Source organism: Mycobacteriales bacterium (genome assembly GCA_035690485.1).
Classification (GTDB): domain Bacteria; phylum Actinomycetota; class Actinomycetes; order JAFAQI01; family DASSKL01; genus DASSKL01.
This window is the reverse complement of sequence record DASSKL010000093.1, coordinates 36,265-57,218: the sequence shown is the minus strand read 5'-3', so window position 1 is coordinate 57,218 and position 20,954 is coordinate 36,265. Positions and strand designations below refer to the sequence as shown.

The following is a 20,954-nucleotide window of genomic DNA, read 5'->3' as shown; positions in this document are numbered from 1 at the left end:
CAGACCGCCGGCGTCATCGCCCGAGCGGCGTTTGCCGCCGAGCCAGCCGTAGCGGCTGCTGGTGCCGGTGGGGTTGTTGCCAAATTCGTCGTAGTCGGGCTGGATGGTGGGCGTGGCCGCGCCGGCTGCGGCGGTGGCGGTGATGTCGCCGTGCAGGTTGGCGTACTGGTAGGTGGTGGTGCCGGTCTGGTCGACGGTGACGGCGAGGCTGCCCAGGAGATCGCTGATGTTGGCGTCCCAGCTGGTGGAGTCGCTGCTTTCGGCGGTCCAGGCGGGTGAGTCGCTGCTGGCGTCGTCGTAGTGGTTTGTATTGGTGATGCCGGTGGTGCTGTTGGTCCAGCTGGCGAGCCGGTTGTTCGCGTCCAGATTCCAGGTGCGGGTGGTGCCGGCCTGAGTCTGGGAGTGGACGAGGTCGTTGGCGTAGTAGTCAGCTGTGAGGGCGGCGCCGCCGCTGACGTCGGCGGCCGGGAGGGTGGTGATGCGGCCGAACGTGTCGTAGGTGATCCCGGTGTCGGCGTTGGCGGGCAGGAGCCGGTCGGCGGTGTCGTAGCTGTGGCTGGTGGTGCTGCCGCCGCTGAGCGCGGTCGGGCAGCTGCCGTCGCCCGCCGGCCCGTAGCTGGTGGAGCTGAGCCGGTTGCTGTCGGCGTCGTAGCTGTAAGTGCGGGTGGTGCAGGTGCCGCCGGTGGGAGTGTCGGCGGTCTTGGTGAGCCGCCCGGCAGCGTCGTAGGTGTAGGTCTGGGACCCAGCCGGGCCGGTGTGGCTGAGCCACTGGCTGTGAATGGAGGGGGTGCCCCGGTCGTCAAGCCAGCTGCCGGTTCCGTTGGTGTCGTTGAGGTCGACGAGCTGTCCGTCTTCGTTGCGGGTCAGCGCGGTGGTGACGTTGTTGGGGTCGGTTTGGCTGACGAGTTGGCCGTCGGGGTCGTAGTTGGCGGTGAAGTTGCCGGTGTAGCCGGGGGTGCTGGTCACGGTGACGGTCAGTCCGGTGGGCAGGCCGCGGTGTTCGCCGCTGCCGTTGTAGGTGTAGCTGTTGGTGGTGTGGGCGTCGCTGCTGCTGGTGATCCAGCCGTGGGTCGGGTCGTAGTGGGTGCTGACGGCGTTCGCCGCGGCCCCGGTGGCGGCGGTGTTCTCGTTGTAGCTGACGATGCGGCCGAAGTCGTCGTAGCCGGTGGCGTCGCTGCTGGTGCCGTTGCTGACCGCGGTGGGCAGTCCGGTGTTCGGGTCGTAGCTGGTGGTTTGGGCGGGGACGGTGGTGCCGGTGCCGCCGCCGGTCTGGGTTTGTTGAACGGTGGTGGCGTAGGGGTTGGCGGTGCCGCTGGTGGGACTGTTGAACCCGTAGAGGGTGCTGGTCGTGCGCAGGATGCTGACGCTGCTGGAGGCGGCGACGCTTTCGCTGATCTGGGTGGGCCGGTTGAGATAGTCGTAGCTCGCGTCGCGGGTGGCGGCCAGGGCGGGTAGCCCGTCTGTCGGTGCTGTGCTGGCGGGGCTTGTGGTGCAGAGCAGCCCGTCCCACGCCGGCTTGTTGCCGCAGGTGGAGTCGCTGCTGTTGGCGCCGGCGGTCCAGTAGACGTTGTTGGTGGTGCCGGCGGTGGTTCCGCTGCTGTCGTTGGGCATCCGGGTTTGGGTGACCCGTCCGGTGGCCGGGTCGTACAGGGTCGTCGTGGTGATGGCCAGCCCGTTCGGGTCGGTGATGACCTGCATGGGGGCGCGGTAGGTCCATCCCGTGGAGTCGGTGCTGGCGCCGGTCGTCAGGTAGTACAGGGTCTTGGTTTCGCGTACGTCGCTGTCGCCGTTGCTGGCCGGGTCCGGGGAGACGCTGGCGCCGGTCTTGGTGTCGGTGAGCAGGTGGTAGGAGACCTGGTTGCCGGCGGCGTCGAGGGGGTGGCCGGGTTCGCTGCCGATGTCGTAGCTGTTCACGGTGTGTTCGCGGGCCTGCACGATCGACCCGTCGGGGAGCTGGATCCGGTGGTAAGGGCCGAAGGTTTCGGTCAGGTCGGGCTGCTTGTCGGTCGGGTTGGCCGTGTAGAGGTTGATGGTGGACAGCTCGAGGGCGGCCTGCGCGGTGTTGGCGGGCAGGCCCAGGGCACCACCGGCGCCGCTGGTCGGGGCGAGGGCTTCTTCCCGGTCGGCCGCGGTCAGGCTGCGGACCTGATGCCCGCCGCTGTCGTATTCGCTGGTGGTGATGTGCCAGCCGGCGGCGCCGCTGCCGGCGTAGCTGGCGGTGTTGACCCCCCGGCCGTTGGCGTCCAGATAGGTCAGGGTGCAGTCGCGCAGGTCGCCGCTGCTGTCCGCGGGGACGCTGGCGCCGGGTGGGCAGATCGCGGTGGCGCCCACCGTCGGATCCGGGGTGTCCTGTTGGGCCCAGCCGGCGGCGGTGGCGGCGGTCAGGTCGGGCCGATACTCGGGGTGGGTGGCGTCGGGTGCCACCGGGACCCGGTACAGCACGGTTTGGGTTTCGGTGCCGCTGCCGTCCAAGTGCGCGCGGCTCACGTTGCTGACCCTGCCCGTGACAGGGTCGTAGCCGATGGTCCAGCCGGCCAGGCTGTTGGTGCCGGCGGACGGGGTGATGCCGGTGATCCGTCCGCTGTTGTCGTAGTCGTAGTGGGTGGGCCGCAGCGGGCTGGCGCAGCTGATCGGGTGGCTGCCGGTGCCGGCGGTCGGGATGTTGCGCGGGTCCCAGGTGCCGGCGAGCCGGCCGGTCGCGTTGTAGTCGTAGCAGGCGACGTCGACCTGCAGCGGGTTGCTGCCGTCGCTGGTCAGGTAGGTGACCGCGGTCAGGTGGCCGTGGGTGTCGTAGGCCAGGGACAGGCCGCGGCAGCCCGGCATCCAGGTCGCGGCCGCGGTCGGGTCGGTGCAGGTGGCGCCGGCCGGGACGGGGGCGGTGATCCGGGTGGGACGGCCGGCGGTGTAGGTGAAGCTGGTGGCGGTGGGGGTGCCGGGTTCGATGACCTGGACCACCTGGTAGGCGACCGGGGCGGTGAGGCTGCCGGTCGGGGTGGGGGCGACGGTGGCCTGGAAGATGACCCTGTTGCCGTCGAGGTCGTCGAGTTCGTAGCAGCGGTAGCCGGCCGCGCAGCCAGTGCCGGTGGTGGTGGTGATCTTCAGGCCGGAGTCGGCGTCGTCGCCGGTGGGGGCGTAGCTGCCGTCGGGTTGGGCGGTGAAGCTGGTGGTGGACTGGTCCGCGTGGGTGGCGGTGAGCACGCTGCCGGTGTCGGTCAGGCCGGTCCAGTCCGCGCCGGCGGAGTCGACCGGCAGGCTTGCCGTCCAGCCGGGGCCGAAGATGCCGTCGACGCCGGTGTTGGTGCTGGTCAGGCTGCGCCCAACCGTGAGCGTGGTGTCGCTGCTGCCGGGGACGCTGACGTCGCTGGCCTGCACCTGGTAGGCGCCGGTGAGCAGGTTGATGCTGCCCGGGGTCAGGTCGTCGGTGGCGGCGATGTTGAACGCCTTCGTGTCCAGGGTCAGGGGCACGCCGGTGGTGGAGGAGCTGCCGGTGGGCAGGCTGCTGGCCGGGCCGGTGGGGCAGCCGGCGGCGAAGCAGACGGCGAGCTGCGCGGGTCCGTCGGTGCCGGCCAGGGTGGCGGCGGTGTTCCAGGTCAGCGACGGTGGGCTGGTGTTGCCGCTGCCCGCGCTGAACGTGTACGGCCAGCCGCCCACGGCGGCGCCGCTGGAGGTGACGGTGACGTCGGGCGGCGGCAGCGGCGTCCACGGGTCGGTGGCGGCGCGGCGGTAGTAGTAGGTGACCGCGGTGTTGGCGGGTGGGGCGATGGAGCCGAGCAGCACCGACTGCTGGGTGCTGGCACCGGCCGTGGGGCTGGTCAACCCGGGGGTGGTGCCGAACGCGAAGGTGGTGATCGCCGACTTGTTGCCGGCCTTGTCCACCGCCTGCACGAGGAACTGGTGCCAGCCGTCGCCGGGGTAAAGCGTGGGGGTGACGATCGCGCCGCTGCCCATCGCGGTGTTCGGCACCGCCACGTCCAGGCCGTAGACGTAGTGGTCGACGCCACTGCCGGTGTCGCTGCCGGCCAGGGTGAACGAACCCTGCGCCAAGGCCTTCCAGCCGCCCTGCACGTAGGTGGCGCTGCTGGCCGTGGGCGCCGCCGGGGCGACGGTGTCTACCGTGAACGACGCCCAGCCGGTGGACCAGGGTCCGTAGTCCGTGCCGTCGTAGGCGCGAACCCGGTAGCTGTAGGTCTGCCCGTCGCCCAGCGGGGTCGTGACCTTCCAGCCCACCCGCTGCCCGGAGGGGGCGTTGGCCACGCTGCCGGAGGCGGTCAGCGGGGTCGTGCCCGGGGTGGGGCTGGTGCCGGGGTAGACCTCGAAGTCATACCGCAGGGTGCCGCCGTCGGGGTCGGTGGTGTTCGCGGTCAGCGTCGGGGTGGCGCTGTTGGTGATCACGGTGCCGGCGCAGACCGACGCGCACGGGGTGATGGACCGGCCGGCGGGGGTGCCGGGGTAGGAGTTGTAGGAGACGGTGAGCTTTTCCGGGTTGTTGAGGTCGTTGAACCCGGCGGCCTTCTTGCCGCAGCACGTGGAGGACTCGTCCGCGGCGTACTCGATGCCGTAGTTCGCCGTGCTGCCCTTGACCCAGCCGTCGACCAGCTGTGCCAGGTTGCCCGACCCGCCCAGGCTGAGCCAGCTCGCCGCCGAACAGGTGCCGCCGGCGCTGTTCGTGCCGTAGGCGGCGGACCCGGTCGCCTTCACCGAGCTGGTGTTCACCGTCGGCTGGGTGTTCCACGTCATGCTGCTGCCCGACCAGCTGGAGGTGACCTGGTAGACGTTCACCGGCTGCGCGGTGCAGGTGTAGGAGAAGGTGTTGTAGATCGAGGTGGTGGCCCACAGGATGTGCTTGCCGGCGAGCAGAGAACTCAGGTTGGTCCACTGGGCGTAGGAGCGGTCGGACTCGGTGGAGAGCACCTTGCCGACGAACGTCTGCCCCCAGGACTGGAAGTTCGTCGTGGGGTAGGAGGAGCGCACCATCGTGCCCTGCCCGCCGGCGCCGAGCACCGACGGGTCGATGGTGACCGGGAAGGTGGTGGCCGGGTCGGCCAGGTACGCCGCGTCGGGGGTGAGGTCCAGCTCGTAGCCGCCGTTGCCGGTGGGGGTCAGTGCGGTGGCGACCTGACCCAGATGGGTCGGCTCACCGCTGCGGTCGCGGGCCGCGTCGAACATGACCGGCGGGGACACGGTGAACGCCCGCCCGCTGCGGGCGTCGGTCAGCGTCAGCGCGCCGCTGCCCGCGTCGCGCTGCACTGCCAAGCCCTTCAGGTGCAGAGGCAGGCGGACCGTCGCCGGCGTCGACGGGCGGTTCTTGAGCACCGCGGACAGCTCGAAACCGGTCGTCGTCGCGGTCACGTGCAGGTCGACGCCGGGGGCGACGTCGGCGTAGGTCGCGGTGGCGCCGGTCACCGTCGGGGCGGGCAGGTTGCCCAGCCAGCCCAACCCGAAGGAGCTGTCCCCGGCGGTCAGCGACGCGACCGGGGACCCGCTGCCGCCGGTCGCGAGCTGCGTCGCCACCGGGGTGGCCCGCGGGTGCAGCCCGGCACTGTCGCTCACCAGGGCAGTGTCGACCGCCACCAGATCCGCGCCGCGGCGCACCCGGATCGGCGCGGCGTAAAAGTCGGTCTGGAAGGTGCCGTCCGGCTCCACGAAGGTGGTCGTGTCCTGCGAGCGGGCGCCGGTCACCTCCACCTGATGCCCGCCCCGGCGGGCGGCCAGCTGCGCGGAAGCGACGTCCGGCTCCTGATCCGGCGGGGCCGGTGCGGGCTTGACCGCCGCGTGCGCAGGGGCCGGAGCCACCGCGGCCTCCGCGATCTGCAGTCCGCCGGCGAGCACCGCCGCCGCGCAGCCGAACGCGACCACCCTGGCGCGGGGCGAGTTGGAGGAGAACCAGGACAGCAGCGAACCACGAACCGCGGCAGCGGACACCAAAGCCCCTCAAAGGCAAACGCGCCAGGGCGCGGGAAATGGAAAGGGAGGTGAGCGCGCGACTCCGGACGGGTCGAGCGCGCAGGCAGAAACTAACGAGCGTTAGCCGCCTCGCGCATCGGCCGAACGGGCGATTCGTCCCTCGGATGATCCGGTCGACTGTTTCCTGACGACCAACCGTTCGTAGGGTGCTCGGGAGGGGCGGTGGTGGCCATGGCCGGTGCGGCCCGGCAGCGGATCATCGACGCGGCGATCGGCCTGTTCGCCGAACACGGCTACGCCGCCACCTCGATGCGGGACCTGGCCACACACCTGCACATCAAGGCCGGCTCGCTCTACACCCACTTCGCCAGCAAGGAAGAGATCCTCACGGCCGGCGTCGCACCCGTCCTCGACTGGATCGACGACCTGCTCACCCGGCCGCCGACCAGCCCGCCCGCCGTGCGCGACTGGCTGTCGGCCTACCTGGAGGCGCTGTGCCGGCATCCCGACGTCGTGCGCATCCTCGCCGCCGAGCTCGCGGTCAGCCCGCACAGCCGCGTCGGGCAGCGGCTGCGCGACCAAGATGCCCGCGTCCGCCGCATGCTCGGCGGGTTCGCGGTCGATGATGTGCATGCCGCCGCGAGCCTCGGCATCCTGTGGTGGCCGCTGCTGTGCCGTCCCCAGTTACCGACTACCGCGGAAGCCGCCGCACTAGTCGAATCGGCGCTCACTGTCGGCCCCATCCCGGCGCGGGCAGCTGTCGCCGCGAGCAGAGCGAGGAGGTAGAAATGCCAGGTGTAACGGTGAAATGCGCAGGATACGGCGCCCATCAGACTGTTGCGCGCCGGGAGCTTGCCGGCTTCGAGAACGCCCACGCACCTTGCGCGGCCGGCATCCAGCTCGAGGGGACATTGGAGGACCTGGAGGGTCTCCCCAGAAGTAGCCCAACCGGAGCGCCGACTGTGACCGCCTTTCACTGTGGGGCGCGTGGGCGACTGGGGGCTCGGCGACGTGGCCGGCGACGCCCGAGCAAACGGCATGACTAGCGCCTCCGGATCATTGATCCCACTGTGTCTGGTGGATTGCTGTTGACGTTGATCTTGTCTCCGTGGTCTATCTAATGCTTCGTTGTTGATCTTGCCCATCGCTGTTTTGATCGTTGTTCTGATCGCTGCTTTCGAGTTGTGGGTCGGGATCGTGATCATGCGCTGGCCCCCTCGGTGTCGTCACGGGCAACCGCGGCGCGCGGCGGTCATCGAGCCTTCGGCAGGGCGAGCCCTGCGGCGGCTGAGGGTCTGGATCAGGTGCGCCGGCGGCAGCACCCCTGACCCGCTCGCGTCACGCGAGCCCGGCCGTCGTGGACGAGGTTCTGGCTGAGGATCCGGATCAGGGCTCCGGCGCAGCCTGACCGGCATGAGCGGCACCGGCAACCGGCGCAGGCGGGGACGCCGGCGGGGACGCCCGTCCCGGGGTTGGGGCGCCGGTGGGGACGCGTGTCGCGCCCGTGTCCCCACGGCTGGGGCGCCCGTGGGGACGCGTGTCGTACCTGCCGGCTGGACCGTCGGTCTCTGTCTCGCCGGTGCTGGTGCCGGGGGCTGGGGACGCGGGTGGGGACGTCGGCGGGGACGCCCCGGCCGGCCGGCGTCGATCGTGGGGCGCGCGCGGGGACGGTGGTGGGGACGCCCCGGGACTGTGCTGCCGCCATGAACCGAGACAAGGACCTGTCCGCGCCGGCGCCGGCGTCCTGTGCGGCGCGCGTGGTGACGTTGGTGGTGACGGTCCGGCGCTGTGCTGCCGGCGTGACTGACAGGAGACAGGTCTACGTGACCGCCGCCCCGCCGGCTGGCCCCGGCGGGGGGTGGTGGCAGTGATCTCGGTGGCGATGCTGTCCGGGGGGACGTCGGGTGGCTACTACCTGGACCGGGGGGCGGACTGCGGCGCGGAGTACTACACCGACGAACGGGAGACGGCCGGCTGTTGGTGCGGTTCGGGTGCGGCGGCCGCCGGCTTGACCGGCGCGGTGGAGGGCGCGGCGCGGGAGGTGTTTGCCGGGCTCTTGGCGGGCCGGCTGCCGGATGGCACCCAGGTCGGCCGGCCGGTCCTGCGCGCCGACCCCCGGGGTCTGCTGCCGGCGCGGCTGCTGGTCGACGCGGTCCGCGTCCAGGCGGCCGGTCACGGGCTGGAGCCGGCGGCGGTCTTCCTCGACCCGACGGCCCGGGCCGCGTTCATCGCCTTGGCGGCGGAGGTGGACGCCTCGACCCGGCGGGCCGAGGTGAGCGTCGATGCCCGCACCGCTGGCGAGCTGGCGGCGGCGGCCGGCCTGGACCCGCACCTGATCTACACGACGGGCGGTGCGGACCGGTACACCGCCGCCCTGCCACATGCGCGGGGGAAGGTGGATCGGCGCCGTGCCGGGATCGACCTGACGGTCAGCCCGCCGAAGTCGGTGTCGCTGCTGCACGCCTTCGGTAACGCCCATGTCCGCGGTCAGGTGCGGGCGGCGCACGACACGGCCGTCGGCCACGCGCTGGCCTACCTGGAGACGCACACGGCGCACGGGATGCGCGGGCATCAGGGTCACGGGCAGCGGGCCACCCGGATCTCCACCCGCGGGTTCGTGGCAGCCGGGTTCACCCATCTGACGTCGCGGGCGGACGACCCGCAGCTGCACACCCATCTGGTGATCGCGAACCTGGTGCGGGGGGTGGACGGGGCCTGGTCGGCGGTCGACTCGTGGGCGGTGTTCCGCCAGGCCCGCACCGCGGGTGCGGTCTACCAGGCGAGCCTGCGCGGGGAGCTGACCCGCCGGCTCGGCGTGGCCTGGGAGCCGGTGCACCAAAGTGTGGCCGAGATCAGCGGCATCCCCCAGCCGGTGCTGCGGGCGTTCTCCACCCGCCGCCGGCACATCGAACGGGAATGCCAACAGGCCGGGGCGGAGTCCCGGGCGGCGCGGCAGCGCGCCGCCTACCTCACCCGACCGGCCAAGTCCCACACCAGCACGGCCGAGCTGCGGGCCGGCTGGCAGGAACGGCTCCACGACCAGGGCCATGAACCCGACCGGCTGGTCGCCGGCGCGGTCGACCGGGCTGTGCCGCCCGCGCTGCCGGACGTGGAGGTGCTGGCGGAACGGCTGTTCGGCCCGGACGGCGTCACCGCCCGGCAGACATCGTTCATCCGCCGGGAGCTGACCCGTGCGCTCGCCGACACCCTGCCGACCGGCGCGCCGGTGACCGCTGACCTGCTGGAAGGGCTGACGGACCGGCTGCTCACTCATCCCGCCGCCATCCCCCTTCTCACCCCTGCGGCCGGCGGGGAGTGGCAGTGGACCACCGCCGACCTGCTCGCCACCGAGCAGCGCGCCCTCACCCACGCCGGGCGGATGCTGAGTGCACCGCTGCCGGCAGCGGAGCTGGTCAGTCGCACCGTCGCCGCGACCGGCGCCGACCTCAGCCGCGGGCAGCGCCGGGCGGTGGTCAACCTGGCGTTCACCGCGTGGGCGGTGCAGGTGCTCATCGGCCCGGCCGGCTCCGGCAAGACCACCGTCCTGGCCACCGCGGCGGCCTGCTGGCAGGCCGACGGCCGCCCGGTGCTCGGTGCCGCGCTCGCCGCGGCCACCGCTGAGCGGCTGCAGACCGCGACCGGCATCCCGTCGGCGTCGCTGGCCCGGCTGCTCGCGTCTGCCGACCGGCCCGACCCGGCCACCGGCCGGGCGCGCGGCCTGCCGGCGGCGGTGGTCGTGGTCGTGGACGAGGCCAGCATGGTCGGCACCCGCCAGCTCACCCGCCTGCTCGACCACGTCGCCGCGGCCAACGGGCAGACGATCCTGGTCGGCGACCCGGCGCAGCTGCCCGAGGTCGAGGCCGGCGGGCTGTTCGCCGCCCTGGCCGCGGATCCGCTGCGCAGTCACGTGCTGCACGGCAACGCCCGCCAGCACCACGACTGGGAACGCGACGCCCTGGCCGCGCTGCGCGACGGGTCGATCGACGAGGCACTGGACGCCTACCTGGATAACGACCGCATCCACGTCCTGGACAGCCCGGCCGAACTGAGCTGGCGGATGGCCGTCGACTACACCACCAGCCGCGCCGCGCACGGCCCCTACGGTGTGGTCGCGCTCGCCTCCCGCCGCGCCGACGTGCACCGGCTCAACCAGAGCATCCGCGGCCGGCTGCAAGCCGACGGCACCATCGGACCGGACACGGTCAGCGTGCACGGCGGGGACCGGCAGCCGATCCCGCTCGCGGCCGGGGACCTGGTCATGGTCACCCGCAACGACCCGGCCACTGGCCTGTTCAACGGCACCCGCGCCCAGCTCACCACCGCCGACCCCCACGTGCTGGGCCTGCGGACCGAGGACGGCCGGGCCTTCACCGTGCCGACCGGCTGGGCGTCCGGCCGGCTGGTCCACGCCTACGCGCTCACCGTGCACAAGGCCCAAGGACTGACCACCACCGACTGCCTGCTCTACGGCACCGGCGCGCTGTGCCAGCAAGCCGGCTATGTCGCCCTGTCCCGAGGCCGGGAAGCCAACCACCTCTACACCACCCTGTCCGGCCTGGACGCCGACCGCAGCCCCGACCAGCCCGGCTTCCAACTCCTCGGCGGACCCGACCCGGCCTACGTCCTCGACGCCCTCGCCGACCGGCTCACCCGCGCCCACGCCCACACCCTCGCCAGCCAGCAGCAACCCGCCTTCACCGACGAGTGGCTGCACCGGATCGTCCTCGAACCACCCGCCAGGGGCTACGGAATCGAGAGGTGAAGGAGCGCCATGCCTTACCAACCGCTGTGTCTGCCGTTCGATGACGACGCCCCCGTCGCGCCCGTTCTCGCCGTGGGCCGCAGGGCAACTCCGGCTGACCGGTCCCCCACTCGGGCGGAGTTGCGCCGGCTGCCGCCGGTCATTGACCTCGTCACCGCCGCCCGGATTCTCGGCGTCGGTCGCACGAAGGCGTACGAGCTGGTGCGGACGGGCCGGTGGCCGACGCGGGTGCTGCGGCTGGACCGGCGGATCCGGATTCCCACGGCCGCGCTGCTTGAGCTGCTGGGCGAGGCCAGACCCCGGTGAGCAGCTTGCTCGCTGCGCCTGTCCACAGATTCCCGTTTACGACTGGGGTGGCCGCGGATCGGCACGAAGAATCGGCAGAAACCCGGCGAGCGGAGGGAGGCGATCGATGACCGGTTCGACGTACAAGCGCTGCGGCTGCACCGACGCGCGAACGGGCCGCCGGCTCGACCAGCGCTGCCCCCGGCTGCGCAACGCTCGACATGGATCCTGGTTCTACGTCCTGGAGTTGCCGCCCGGTCCAGACGGCAAGAGGCGGCAGCGACGACGCGGCGGCTTCGCCAGCCAGCGGGAGGCGCAGGAGGCGCTCGACGCTGCCCGGCGGCAGGTGCTCGACGGTGAGCCTGATGCCGACGGTCTCACGGTGGGCCGGTGGCTGGACGAGTGGATCGCCGGGAAGCGGCAACTGCGCGCCAACACGGCGCGCTCCTACCGCGGCTACATCACGCGGTACCTGAAGCCGCACCTGGGCGAGGTCCCGCTCGCGCAGCTACGCAGCGGTCACGTCGCGGCGATGTTCGCCGCGATCGAGGCGGCCAACGTCGACCGTCGCCGGCCGGTGGGTGCGGCCAGCCTGCAACGGATTCGGGCCACGCTGCGGGCGGCGTTGAATGCGGCCATCCGCGAGCGCTACGTCACCGTGAACGTCGCGTCGTTCGTGGAATTGCCCCGCGGCGACCGGCCGCCGGTCGAGGTCTGGACCGTCGACCAGTTGCGGCGCTTTCTCGCGGCGTCGGCTGACGACCGTCTGTTCGCCATCTACCACCTCATTGCTGCGGTCGGCCTGCGCCGGGGTGAGGCATGCGGCTTGCCGTGGGCCGACACGGATCTGGAGACCGCCAGACTGCGGGTGTCGCAGCAGCTCGTCAGTGTGGGCGGTCATCTCAGCATCGGCAGACCGAAGAGCGCCTACGGCTCTCGAGTGGTCGCGTTGGACACCCACACGGTGACCGTGCTCCGCAAGCATCAGCAACGGCAGCAGGAGGAGCAGGAGTTGTGGGGGGAGGGCTGGTCGGACAGCGGACTGGTGTTCACCCGCGAGGACGGCCGTCCGCTCGACCCGGCGTTCGTCACCCGCCGGTTCGCCACGTTGGCCCGCGCCGCCGGCGTTCCGGTGATCCGGCTGCATGCCCTTCGGCATACGTCGGCGAGCGTGGGCCTGCTCGCCGGGGAGTCGATGAAGGAGATCAGCGAGCGGCTCGGGCATAGCAGCATCACCATCACCGCTGACACCTACACCCACGTCAGTCCCGCGCTGGCGCAGGAGTCCGCCGAGCGCCGGGCGGCACTGCTACGTGCCGGCGACGTGACCGCTGGTGAGTCTCTCGAGAGCCTCGATGCGGGAACGCAGAAGGGGTAGCGACCGTACCTAAGGCGTCTGACAAGTCACGCCGTCACGGGGGGCCACGGGACTAGCGAAGCTCCGTAAAGCCAGCGGCACTGAAATCACCGTCGAAGGCAAGCGCCGTGTCGACCGCGAAGTGCCGCATGGTGGCGAAGCTGGTCGCGTCGACGAAGGAGAACTCCCGGTCGTCGCGTTGCCGTAGCCAGTCGAGGGCCTCGCGCTCGAGGCGCGGGTCGACATGGTGAACGCGCAGGCGTGGGGACCGAGCAAGCGCGTCCAGCACGGCCACCGCCGCGGCGTGTCCTTCTCGTCGGTTGACCAGCGTCCAGGTCTCGCCACGGACGTGGTTGGTGGTGAGCAGCGGATCAGCCGCGTGCGCGGCCAAGAGCTTCACCGCGCGCTCATGGTTCGGGTCCCGGCGCCGGCGCAGGGCGAACCAGAAGGACGTGTCGACGAAGATCAGTGCCGGTCCCCGTAGACGACCGCGTCGATGTCGACCGGCTTGCCGGCGTCCCCGGGATCGTCATCAGCGCCGACCAACTGCCACAACGGGTCATCTTCCACGGGCGGCAGCCGCTGCAGCCGTTCCCGCGCGTAGCGACGAAGCAGCTCCGCCTTCGACACCGACTCGCGGGCCGCCTGCCGCTCCAGGGCGTCGTCCAGCTCTTCGTCGAGCAAGATCTGGAACCGTCGCATTCCCATGAGACCGACCATACATCATCTAGCCAGAGTTGTGTATGGATGCGTTGGCGAGGCTAGTCGCGCAACACGATCACCGTGAAGTTCGCGGTGCGTCTCGCCAGCCTCTCCGAGTGCCTCTCTGAGCAGTTCCGTGACCACGCCGTGACCACGCCCGATCTTGTGGCGAGCCATGAAACCGTGATCATGCCTCTGACCAGGCACTTCGTAGAGCCGACGCCCGGACTCGAACCGGGAACCTGCCGATTACAAGTCGGCTGCGCTGCCAGTTGCGCCACGCCGGCGAGGCGACCCCGCCATCGTAGGTGGCAGCACGCGTCAGATGGCTTCGGCCTCGCGGCGGGCCTGCAGGTGCGCGTCGAGCTTACGCTTGATGCGCTGCAGCGCATTGTCGATCGACTTGACGTGCCGCTGCAGCATCTCGGCGATCTCCTGGTAGCTCTTGCCGTCGACGTACAGCGCCAGCACCTCCGCCTCGAGGTCGGACAGCGCCTCGTCGAAGTGCTCCTGCAGCGCGCGGATGCGCTCGGCCGACACGACGAGCTCGGCCGGGTCGCTGATCTGGATCGACGGCAGCACGTCGGCCAGGCAGCGCTCGCCCTCGTCGTCGGCGAGCACCGGGCGGTGGAAGGACACGTAGTTGTTGAGCGGCCCGTGCTTCTGCCGCGTCGCCGTCTTGATCGCGGTGATGATCTGGCGGCTCACGCAGAGCTCGGCGAAGCCGCGGAACGTCGACTGGCGGTCGGGGTTGTAGTCGCGGATGGCCTTGTAGAGGCCGATCATGCCTTCCTGCACGACGTCCTCGCGGTCGGCGCCGACGAGGAAGTAGGAGCGAGCCTTCGACCGGGCGAAACCGCGGTAGCGGTCGAGCAGGGCACCGAGGGCCTCGTCGTCGCCCTCCCGGGCCAGCGCGACCAGCTGCTCGTCGGACGCATCCGCGCTGGCGTCGTCACGCCGGGGGCGTCGCAAGCGCACAGCCTTCCGCCTTCCGTCGGATGCATCGTTCGTCACGATTCGCTCCCAACTGTACGGCGATGTCCGACCTGCGGGCTATCGGGCTACGTCACAACAACGACGCGACGGCACCCCTGGTTACGGGCGCCCACGCATGTCGTCCGAAGTGGTGTACGAGCATAGAAGTCGGACCTTTCGGCTCGAGCGGGGGTGGTGACCGACTTGTGCTCGGTCACGAAAGAGCGGTCCGACGGGCCTCAGCGACGGCGGCGGCGCGCGATCTCCGCGAGCGCGACGCCGGCCGCGACCGAGGCGTTGAGCGACTCGGTGCCGGCGGCCATCGGGATCGCCACCCTCAGGTCGCAACGCTCCGCGACCAGCCGCGACAGGCCGCGACCCTCGGAGCCGACGACGAGGACCAGCGGGTCGGTCGCCGCCTCGAAGTCGTCGAGCGTGACGTCACCACCCGCGGCCAGCCCGACCACGAGCAGGCCGGCGTCGGCGTACGACGTGAGCGCACGCACGAGGTTCGTCGCCCGGGCCACCGGCAGGCGCGCCGCCGCTCCCGCGCTGGCCTTCCAGGCGACGGCGGTCATGCCGGCCGCCCGTCGCTCGGGCACGACGACGCCCTGCGCGCCGAAGGCCGCCGCCGAGCGCACGACCGCGCCGAGGTTGTGCGGGTCGGTGACGCCGTCGAGCGCCACGAGCAGCGGCGCGGGCGACTCGAGCGCGCGCGCGAGCAGGTCGGCCGGATCGGCGTAGGAGTACGGCGGGACCGCGAGCGCGAGCCCCTGGTGCACCGCTCGGCCGGACAGCCGGTCGAGCTCGGGCTTGCCGACCTCGAGCAGCGGGATGCCGAGGTCCCCTGCGGCGCGGACCGCCTCGACCACCCGGTCGTCGGTGTCGATGCTGGCGAGGACGTACATCGCGGTCGCGGGCACCCTGGCGCGCAGCGCCTCCACGACCGGGTTGCGGCCGACGACGACGTCGGGCCGCTCGTCGCGACGGCCCCGGGCCCCTCGGGCGCTGACGTTGCGCCGTGCTGCCGCGGCCGCCCGGCGCTGGGCCGGATGGCCGGTGCGCTCCTTGGCCGGCGGTGTCGGGCCCTTGCCCTCCAGCCGGCGCCGGCCGTGCCCGCCGGTGCCCTTGCCGGCGCCCTTCTTCGTCGCCATCAGGAGATGCGCCAGCGGGGGCCCTGGGCGGTGTCCTCGACCACGATCCCCGCGGCGGTCAGCGCGTCGCGGACGCGGTCGGCCTCGGCGAAGTCCTTGCGTTCGCGGGCCGCCTGCCGGGCCTGCAACGCAACCCCGACCAGCGCGTCGACCACGGGCGTCAGGTCGGAGCCGGCGGCCGGCCACTGGGAGACCGGGTCCAGGCCGAGGACGGCGAGCATCCGGCGTACGACGGCGAGGACGGCGGCCAACGCCTTGCGGTCGCCGCCGGCGAGCAGCCCGTTGCCGTCGCGAACGGCGCCGTGCAGCACGCCGAGGGCGCGGGGCACGGCCAGGTCGTCGTCCATGGCCTCGGCGAACGCCTGCCAGGTCTCGGTCGCCTCGCCGGCTTCGAGCGCGAGCGCCTCGGCGTCACCGGGGCCGTCGAGCAGGTCGAGCGCGTTGCGCACGAACGTCTCGAGCCGGGCGTAGGCAGCGTCGGCGTCGGCCAGCCCCTCGGGCGTCCAGTCGATGATCGACCGGTAGTGCGCGGCGCCGAGGACGTAGCGCACCGCCTGCGGCCGGACACGTTCGAGGACGTCGGCGACGACGAGGGAGTTGCCGAGCGACTTGCTCATCTTCTCGCCGCCGGTGTTGACCAGGCCGTTGTGCAGCCAGAACCGGGCGAAGCCGTCACCGGCGGCGCACGACTGCGCGATCTCGTTCTCGTGGTGGGGGAAGACGAGGTCGAGCCCGCCGCCGTGGATGTCGAAGGTCGGTCCGAGGTACTTCGTCGCCATGGCCGAGCACTCGAGGTGCCAGCCCGTCCGGCCCGGCCCCCATGGCGTCTCCCAGGTGGGCTCGCCCGGCTTGGCGGCCTTCCACAGTGCGAAGTCGAGCGCGTCGCGCTTGTCGCCCGGGTCCTCGGACGCCTGCATGGCGTCGATCCGCTGCCCGGACAGCTCGCCGTAGGACGGGAACGACCGGACGTCGAAGTAGACGCTGCCACCGGCGGGGTAGGCGTGCCCGGCATCGATCAGCCGCTGCATCAGCACGATCATCTCCGGCACGTGGCCGGTCGCCCGGGGCTCGACCGTGGGCGGGAGTACGCCGAGCGCGTCGTAGGCGGCCGTGAACGCGCGGGTGTTGCGCTCGGCCAGCGCCCACCACGAGATCTCCTCGTGGCCGGCGTTGTGCAGGATCTTGTCGTCGATGTCGGTGACGTTGCGGGCGAAGACGACCTCGTGGCCGGAGGCGAGCAGCCAGCGGCGCAGGAGGTCGAAGGCCACCGCGCTGCGGGCGTGCCCGACGTGCGGCGGCGACTGCACGGTGGGCCCGCAGACGTAGACCGTGACGACGCCGCGGGTGAGCGGCTCGAACGGCCGCACCGACCGGGTGCGGGTGTCGTGGAGGCGGAGCACGTCAGACGGTCTCGACGACCATCGAGTTGCCCTGCCCGACACCGACGCACAGGGTCGCCAGCCCGCGCCTCAGGCCACCCCGCTCCAGCCGGCCGAGGAGGGTCACGACGAGGCGGGTGCCGGAGCAGCCGAGCGGGTGGCCGAGGGCGATAGCGCCGCCGTCGGCGTTGACGGTCTCGGGGTCGAGCCCGAGCCGGCGCTGGCAGGCCAGGGCCTGCGGGGCGAAGGCCTCGTTGAGCTCGACGGCCTCCAGGTCGCCGACGCTCCAGCCGGTGCGGCCGAGCAGCTTCTGGGTGGCCGGCACCGGGCCGAGGCCCATCGTCGACGGGGCGACGCCCGCGCTGGCGGACCCGACGACACGGGCGCGTGCCGTCAGCCCGTGCCGCTCGACGGCGGCCTCGCTGGCGACCACGACGGCGGCCGCCCCGTCGGTGAGGGGTGAGCTCGACCCGGCAGTCACGATGCCGTCCGCGGTGAAGACCGGCTTGAGCTTGGCGAGGCGCTCGGGGGAGGTGTCGGCGCGCGGCCCCTCGTCGACGGTCACCTCGCCACCGCCGGTCGGGACGGCAACGATCTCCGCGTCGAAGTAGCCGTCCTTCTGCGCCGCCGTCGCCCGCTCGTGCGAACGCAGCGCGAAGGAGTCGGACTCCTCGCGGGTGATGCCGTCGAGGCGGGCGACCTTCTCCGCGGTCTCACCCATCGACAGCGTCGCCTCGCCGCCGTCGACCTCGCGCATCCGCGGGTTGACCAGCCGCCAGCCGAGCGCGGTGTCGGCGACCTCGCCCGGTCGGGCGAAGGCGCGCTCAGGCTTGGCCATCACCCACGGGGCGCGGCTCATCGACTCCACACCGCCGGCGACGACGAGGTCGGCCTCGCCGGCGCGCACCATCTGGGCGGCCGTCGCCACGGCGGTCAGGCCGGAGGCGCACAACCGGTTGACCGTGAAGCCGGGCACCGAGTGCGGCAGGCCGGCGAGCAGGACCGCCATGCGCGCGACGTTGCGGTTGTCCTCGCCCGCCTGGTTGGCCCCGCCGAAGACGACCTCGTCGATCGCCTCGAGGTCGGTGACCCCGGCACGGTCGAGCGCCGTGCGGAGAACGAGCGCGGCGAGGTCGTCGGGACGGACGCCGGCAAGGGCGCCGCCGTACTTCCCCATCGGAGTGCGCACCCCGCCGACCAGGAATGCCTCGCCCATAATCGCCTCCGCTGCTCCGTTTGCCTCTTCAACCGTAGCGACCGGCACTCCAGCAGCGGGGGTCGTCGACCGAGACAGAACCCGTGCACCTCGCCGAGCAGGTCGTCCACCTGCCGTCCGCGCGCGTGATCGCCCGCCGCACCACGGCAACCCTGATCGAGTCGACCATCATTCCGCTCGCACTCTTCTACGCGGTGCTCGCGACCGCCGGCACCCGCTGCGGGATCATCGCGGGCCTGTCCTGGTCCTACGCCGCAGTGCTGCGCCGCATCGTCTCCGGACGTTCGGTGCCCGGCATGCTGATCCTGGCCACGATGCTCGTGACGGCCCGGGCGGCGATCGCGTTCGCGACCGGCAGCGCGTTCGTCTACTTCCTGCAGCCGACGCTCGGCACGTTCGTCATCGCCGGGCTCTTCCTGCTCTCGGTGCCGATGGGCCGGCCGATCGTCGCCAAGCTGGCCGACGACTTCTGCCCCCTGCCCGAGTCGATGCGCACGCACCCGCACGTCGAACGGTTCTTCCTTCGGCTGTCGGTGCTGTGGGGGTTCGTGCACCTGATCAACGCGACCGTGACGCTGTGGCTGCTGTTCCACGAGCGGATCGGCACGTTCCTCGTGGTGAAGAGCATCGGCTCGATGGCGCTGACCTGCCTGGCCGCCCTGGGGTCGTTCGTGTGGTTCCGGGTGAGCATGCGCCGCGGCGGTCTCGTGCTGCGCTGGTCGCTGGGCTGACCCAGGCCTAACCCTCTTCGTCCGGCGGCCGCAGCCGACGCGGCCCGGTGTCGAACCGTTCGCCGGGTGGCGCGACCTCCACCGCCGCCTGCCGGACCGCGACCCCACGCTCGGCCACGAGCACCGGGTCGAGCGACAACCCGCACACCTCCGGCAGGTGGTCGGCGAGCCGCCCGATGCGAAGGATCAGGTCCTCCAGCGCCGCGACGTCGGCGAGTGGTGCCCCGTGCCAACCGAAGAGGAGTGGCGCGGCTCGCGGCGCCCGCACCAGGTCGGCCGCGTCCACGTCGGTGAGCGGCACCGCGCGGTAGGCCCGATCCCCCATCAGCTCCGTCGCCACGCCCCCGATCCCGAGCGACACCAGCGCGCCGAACGACGGGTCCTCCGTGACGGCGACGACCGCCTCGACCCCGTCGGCGCCGCCGTCGCCGTCAGGGACCAGCGGCACGCCGTACGCCGCGAGCAGCTCCGCGACCTCGTCGGCGGCGAGCGGCCCGGCGCCGCCCAGCCGGGCGAGCGCGGTTTCGACGACGTGCCGGCCGGCCGCATGGTCGACGCCCTCGAGCGGTGGGAGATGGCCGCCCGGACGCCGCCGCCACTCGGCGTACGCCGCCGCGCGGGCCAAGGCCAGCACGGCCGTCTCCGGCGACCGGTAGGACGGGACCGAGCCGCGCGCCGGCATGCCCTGCTCACCCGTGCGCCGCAGCTGCTCGGGTACACCCTCGAAGGCGAGGAACGTCGCCACGACCGGCTTCGTGGTGCCGGTGATCGCCTCGGCGATCGCCTGGCCGACGTCGTGCTGGCGGGTGACCAGCGGCGGGATGAAGACGGTGACGACCGCGTCGACGTCGTCATCGGCGAGAGCGGCGGCGAGCTCGCTGCCCACCTCCTCGGCCGTGCCGGTGGCGCCGACGTCGACGCTTCGGGTGACGGTCAGCCCACTGGTCTCGCAGGCGTCGGCGGCGAGCACCGCCAGCGCCGCGGAGTTGCCGACGATCCCGACCCTGCGGCCCTCGGGCAGCGGCTGGTAGGCGAGCACCTGGGCGACGTCGAAGAGCTGGGCCAAGGTGTCGACCCGGATGACCCCGGCCTGGCCGAACAGCGCGTCGACCGCGGTCTCGGGGAGGTCGACCGCGTAGCCGGCGTGGCCCGGCGGCAGGCCGGCCAGCGACCGGCCGCTCTTGACCGCGACGACCGGCTTGACCCGCGCAAGCCGCCGGGCGAGCCGCCCGAACTTACGCGGGTTGCCGAACGACTCCAGGTAGAGGAGCACGACCTCGGTGGGGGCGTCGTCCTGCCAGTACTGCAGGAGGTCGTTGCCGGACACGTCGGCCCGGTTGCCCGCGGAGACGAACGTCGACAGGCCGATCCCGCGTCGGGCGACCGACTCGAGGATCGCGATGCCGAGCGCCCCGGACTGGCAGAAGAAGCCGACGTTGCCCCGGCCCGGAGCGACCGGCGCGAGGGTAGCGTTGAGCGCGACGGCGGTGTCGGTGTTGATGATGCCGAGGCAGTTCGGACCGATGACGCGCATGCCGCTGGCCCGCGCGTCGGTCACCAGGTCTCGCTGGGCCGCCGCACCTTCGGGCCCGGTCTCGGCGAACCCGCTGGAGACGACGACCAGACCGCGCACGCCCTTCTGCGTGCACTGGTGCACCACGTCGCGCACGGTGTCGGCCGGGGTGGCGACGACCGCCAGGTCTACGTCGTCGGGGATGTCGAGCACGGTCGGGTAGGCCCGGATGCTCGCCACATAGGGATGGTGCGGGTGCACCGGGTAGACCGGGCCCTGGAAGCCGGCGGCGAGGATGTTGTCGAGCAGCACCCGGCCGACGCTCTGCTTGTCCTGACCCGCACCGATCACGGCGACCGAGCGGGGCGTGAGCAGCCGCTGGATCGACCGGGCCTCGGCCCGCTGCTCGCGCGCTTGCATGACCCGGAGCGACTCCTCGGTCTCCTCGATCGGGAACTCCAGGTGCACGACTCCGTCGGCGAAGGACCGCTTCGCCTCGTAGCCCGCGTCGACGAAGACGCCGACCATGGCCCGGTTGCCGGGCAGCACGTCGGCGACGAACTTGTGCAGGCCGCGCTCCCGCCCCGCCGCCGCGAGGTGCTCGAGCAGGACCGATCCCATGCCGCGCCCCTGGTGGCGGTCCTCGACGACGAAGGCGACCTCGGCCTCGTTGGTGCCGGGTGCCCGGTCGTAGCGGCCGATCGCCGCGAGCTCGCCGCCGATCGTGCAGACCAGCGCGACCCGGTCGCGATAGTCGACGGTGGTGAACCGCTCGACCTCGCGATCGGACAGCTGCGGGCGGTGGCTGAAGAACCGGAGATATATCGTCTCGCGGGACAGCCGGCTGTGAAACGCCCGCAGCCCGTCGGCGTCGTCGGGCCGGATCGGCCGCAGGTGCGCGGTGCCGCCGTCGGCGAGGACGACGTCGGCTTCCCAGTGCGCGGGGTAGCTCGCAGGCGCCGGCTCGGTCACGGGC

General features: G+C 72.2%; 13 protein-coding genes and 1 tRNA gene. 5 read left to right on the top strand and 9 right to left on the bottom strand.

All coding sequences use genetic code 11. The annotated features are described in order from the left end of the window. Window positions 1-5,922: DNRLRE domain-containing protein (locus VFJ21_14175; GenBank protein HET7408267.1), on the bottom strand; the 5,922-nt coding region annotated here is incomplete at its 3' end. Window positions 5,923-6,135: 213 nt separating this feature from the next. Between VFJ21_14175 and VFJ21_14170 the strand changes: the two genes are divergently transcribed. From VFJ21_14170 to VFJ21_14155, 4 genes are all read left to right on the top strand, one after another. Next, window positions 6,136-6,690, top strand: coding sequence for a helix-turn-helix domain-containing protein (locus VFJ21_14170; GenBank protein ID HET7408266.1), 555 nt, complete (start codon window positions 6,136-6,138; stop codon window positions 6,688-6,690). 1,081 nt (window positions 6,691-7,771) lie between these two features. Further along, window positions 7,772-10,666, top strand: a complete 2,895-nt coding sequence (gene mobF / locus VFJ21_14165) for a MobF family relaxase (protein HET7408265.1) — start codon at window positions 7,772-7,774, stop codon at window positions 10,664-10,666. A 9-nt stretch (window positions 10,667-10,675) separates the two neighbouring features. After that, complete coding sequence (locus tag VFJ21_14160; GenBank protein HET7408264.1) at window positions 10,676-10,972, top strand: helix-turn-helix domain-containing protein; 297 nt, start codon at window positions 10,676-10,678, stop codon at window positions 10,970-10,972. A gap of 106 nt (window positions 10,973-11,078) precedes the next feature. Next, on the top strand, window positions 11,079-12,329 hold the full coding sequence (locus VFJ21_14155; GenBank protein HET7408263.1) for a site-specific integrase: 1,251 nt from the start codon (window positions 11,079-11,081) through the stop codon (window positions 12,327-12,329). A 52-nt stretch (window positions 12,330-12,381) separates the two neighbouring features. On the opposite strand, the gene VFJ21_14150 is transcribed toward VFJ21_14155, so the two are convergent. The 7 genes from VFJ21_14150 to VFJ21_14120 form a co-directional block, all read right to left on the bottom strand. Beyond that, window positions 12,382-12,774, bottom strand: a complete 393-nt coding sequence (locus VFJ21_14150) for a PIN domain-containing protein (GenBank protein ID HET7408262.1) — start codon at window positions 12,772-12,774, stop codon at window positions 12,382-12,384. Beyond that, a complete protein-coding gene (locus VFJ21_14145; protein HET7408261.1) occupies window positions 12,774-13,016 on the bottom strand; it encodes a CopG family transcriptional regulator in 243 nt (80 codons plus the stop codon). The genes VFJ21_14150 and VFJ21_14145 overlap by 1 nt, the downstream gene beginning before the upstream one ends. Before the next feature lie 208 nt (window positions 13,017-13,224). Next, a tRNA-Thr gene (locus tag VFJ21_14140) sits at window positions 13,225-13,297 on the bottom strand. A 34-nt stretch (window positions 13,298-13,331) separates the two neighbouring features. Further along, window positions 13,332-13,982: an RNA polymerase sporulation sigma factor SigH gene (gene sigH, locus VFJ21_14135; protein HET7408260.1), complete on the bottom strand. Its 651-nt coding sequence runs from the start codon at window positions 13,980-13,982 to the stop codon at window positions 13,332-13,334. 242 nt (window positions 13,983-14,224) lie between these two features. After that, complete coding sequence (gene rlmB, locus VFJ21_14130; GenBank protein HET7408259.1) at window positions 14,225-15,139, bottom strand: 23S rRNA (guanosine(2251)-2'-O)-methyltransferase RlmB; 915 nt, start codon at window positions 15,137-15,139, stop codon at window positions 14,225-14,227. Continuing rightward, on the bottom strand, window positions 15,139-16,539 hold the full coding sequence (gene cysS, locus VFJ21_14125; GenBank protein ID HET7408258.1) for a cysteine--tRNA ligase: 1,401 nt from the start codon (window positions 16,537-16,539) through the stop codon (window positions 15,139-15,141). Before cysS ends, rlmB begins: the two co-directional genes overlap by 1 nt. A 1-nt stretch (window position 16,540) precedes the next feature. Further along, a complete protein-coding gene (locus VFJ21_14120; GenBank protein ID HET7408257.1) occupies window positions 16,541-17,734 on the bottom strand; it encodes an acetyl-CoA C-acyltransferase in 1,194 nt (397 codons plus the stop codon). Window positions 17,735-17,817: 83 nt separating this feature from the next. On the opposite strand from VFJ21_14120, the gene VFJ21_14115 reads away from it, so the two are divergent. Beyond that, window positions 17,818-18,465 (top strand): VC0807 family protein, encoded by a 648-nt coding sequence (locus VFJ21_14115; GenBank protein ID HET7408256.1) that lies wholly within the window; start codon window positions 17,818-17,820, stop codon window positions 18,463-18,465. A 7-nt stretch (window positions 18,466-18,472) separates the two neighbouring features. Here VFJ21_14115 and VFJ21_14110 read toward each other — a convergent pair whose 3' ends face one another. Then, window positions 18,473-20,950: a GNAT family N-acetyltransferase gene (locus VFJ21_14110; GenBank protein ID HET7408255.1), complete on the bottom strand. Its 2,478-nt coding sequence runs from the start codon at window positions 20,948-20,950 to the stop codon at window positions 18,473-18,475. Between the last annotated feature and the right edge of the window lie 4 nt (window positions 20,951-20,954).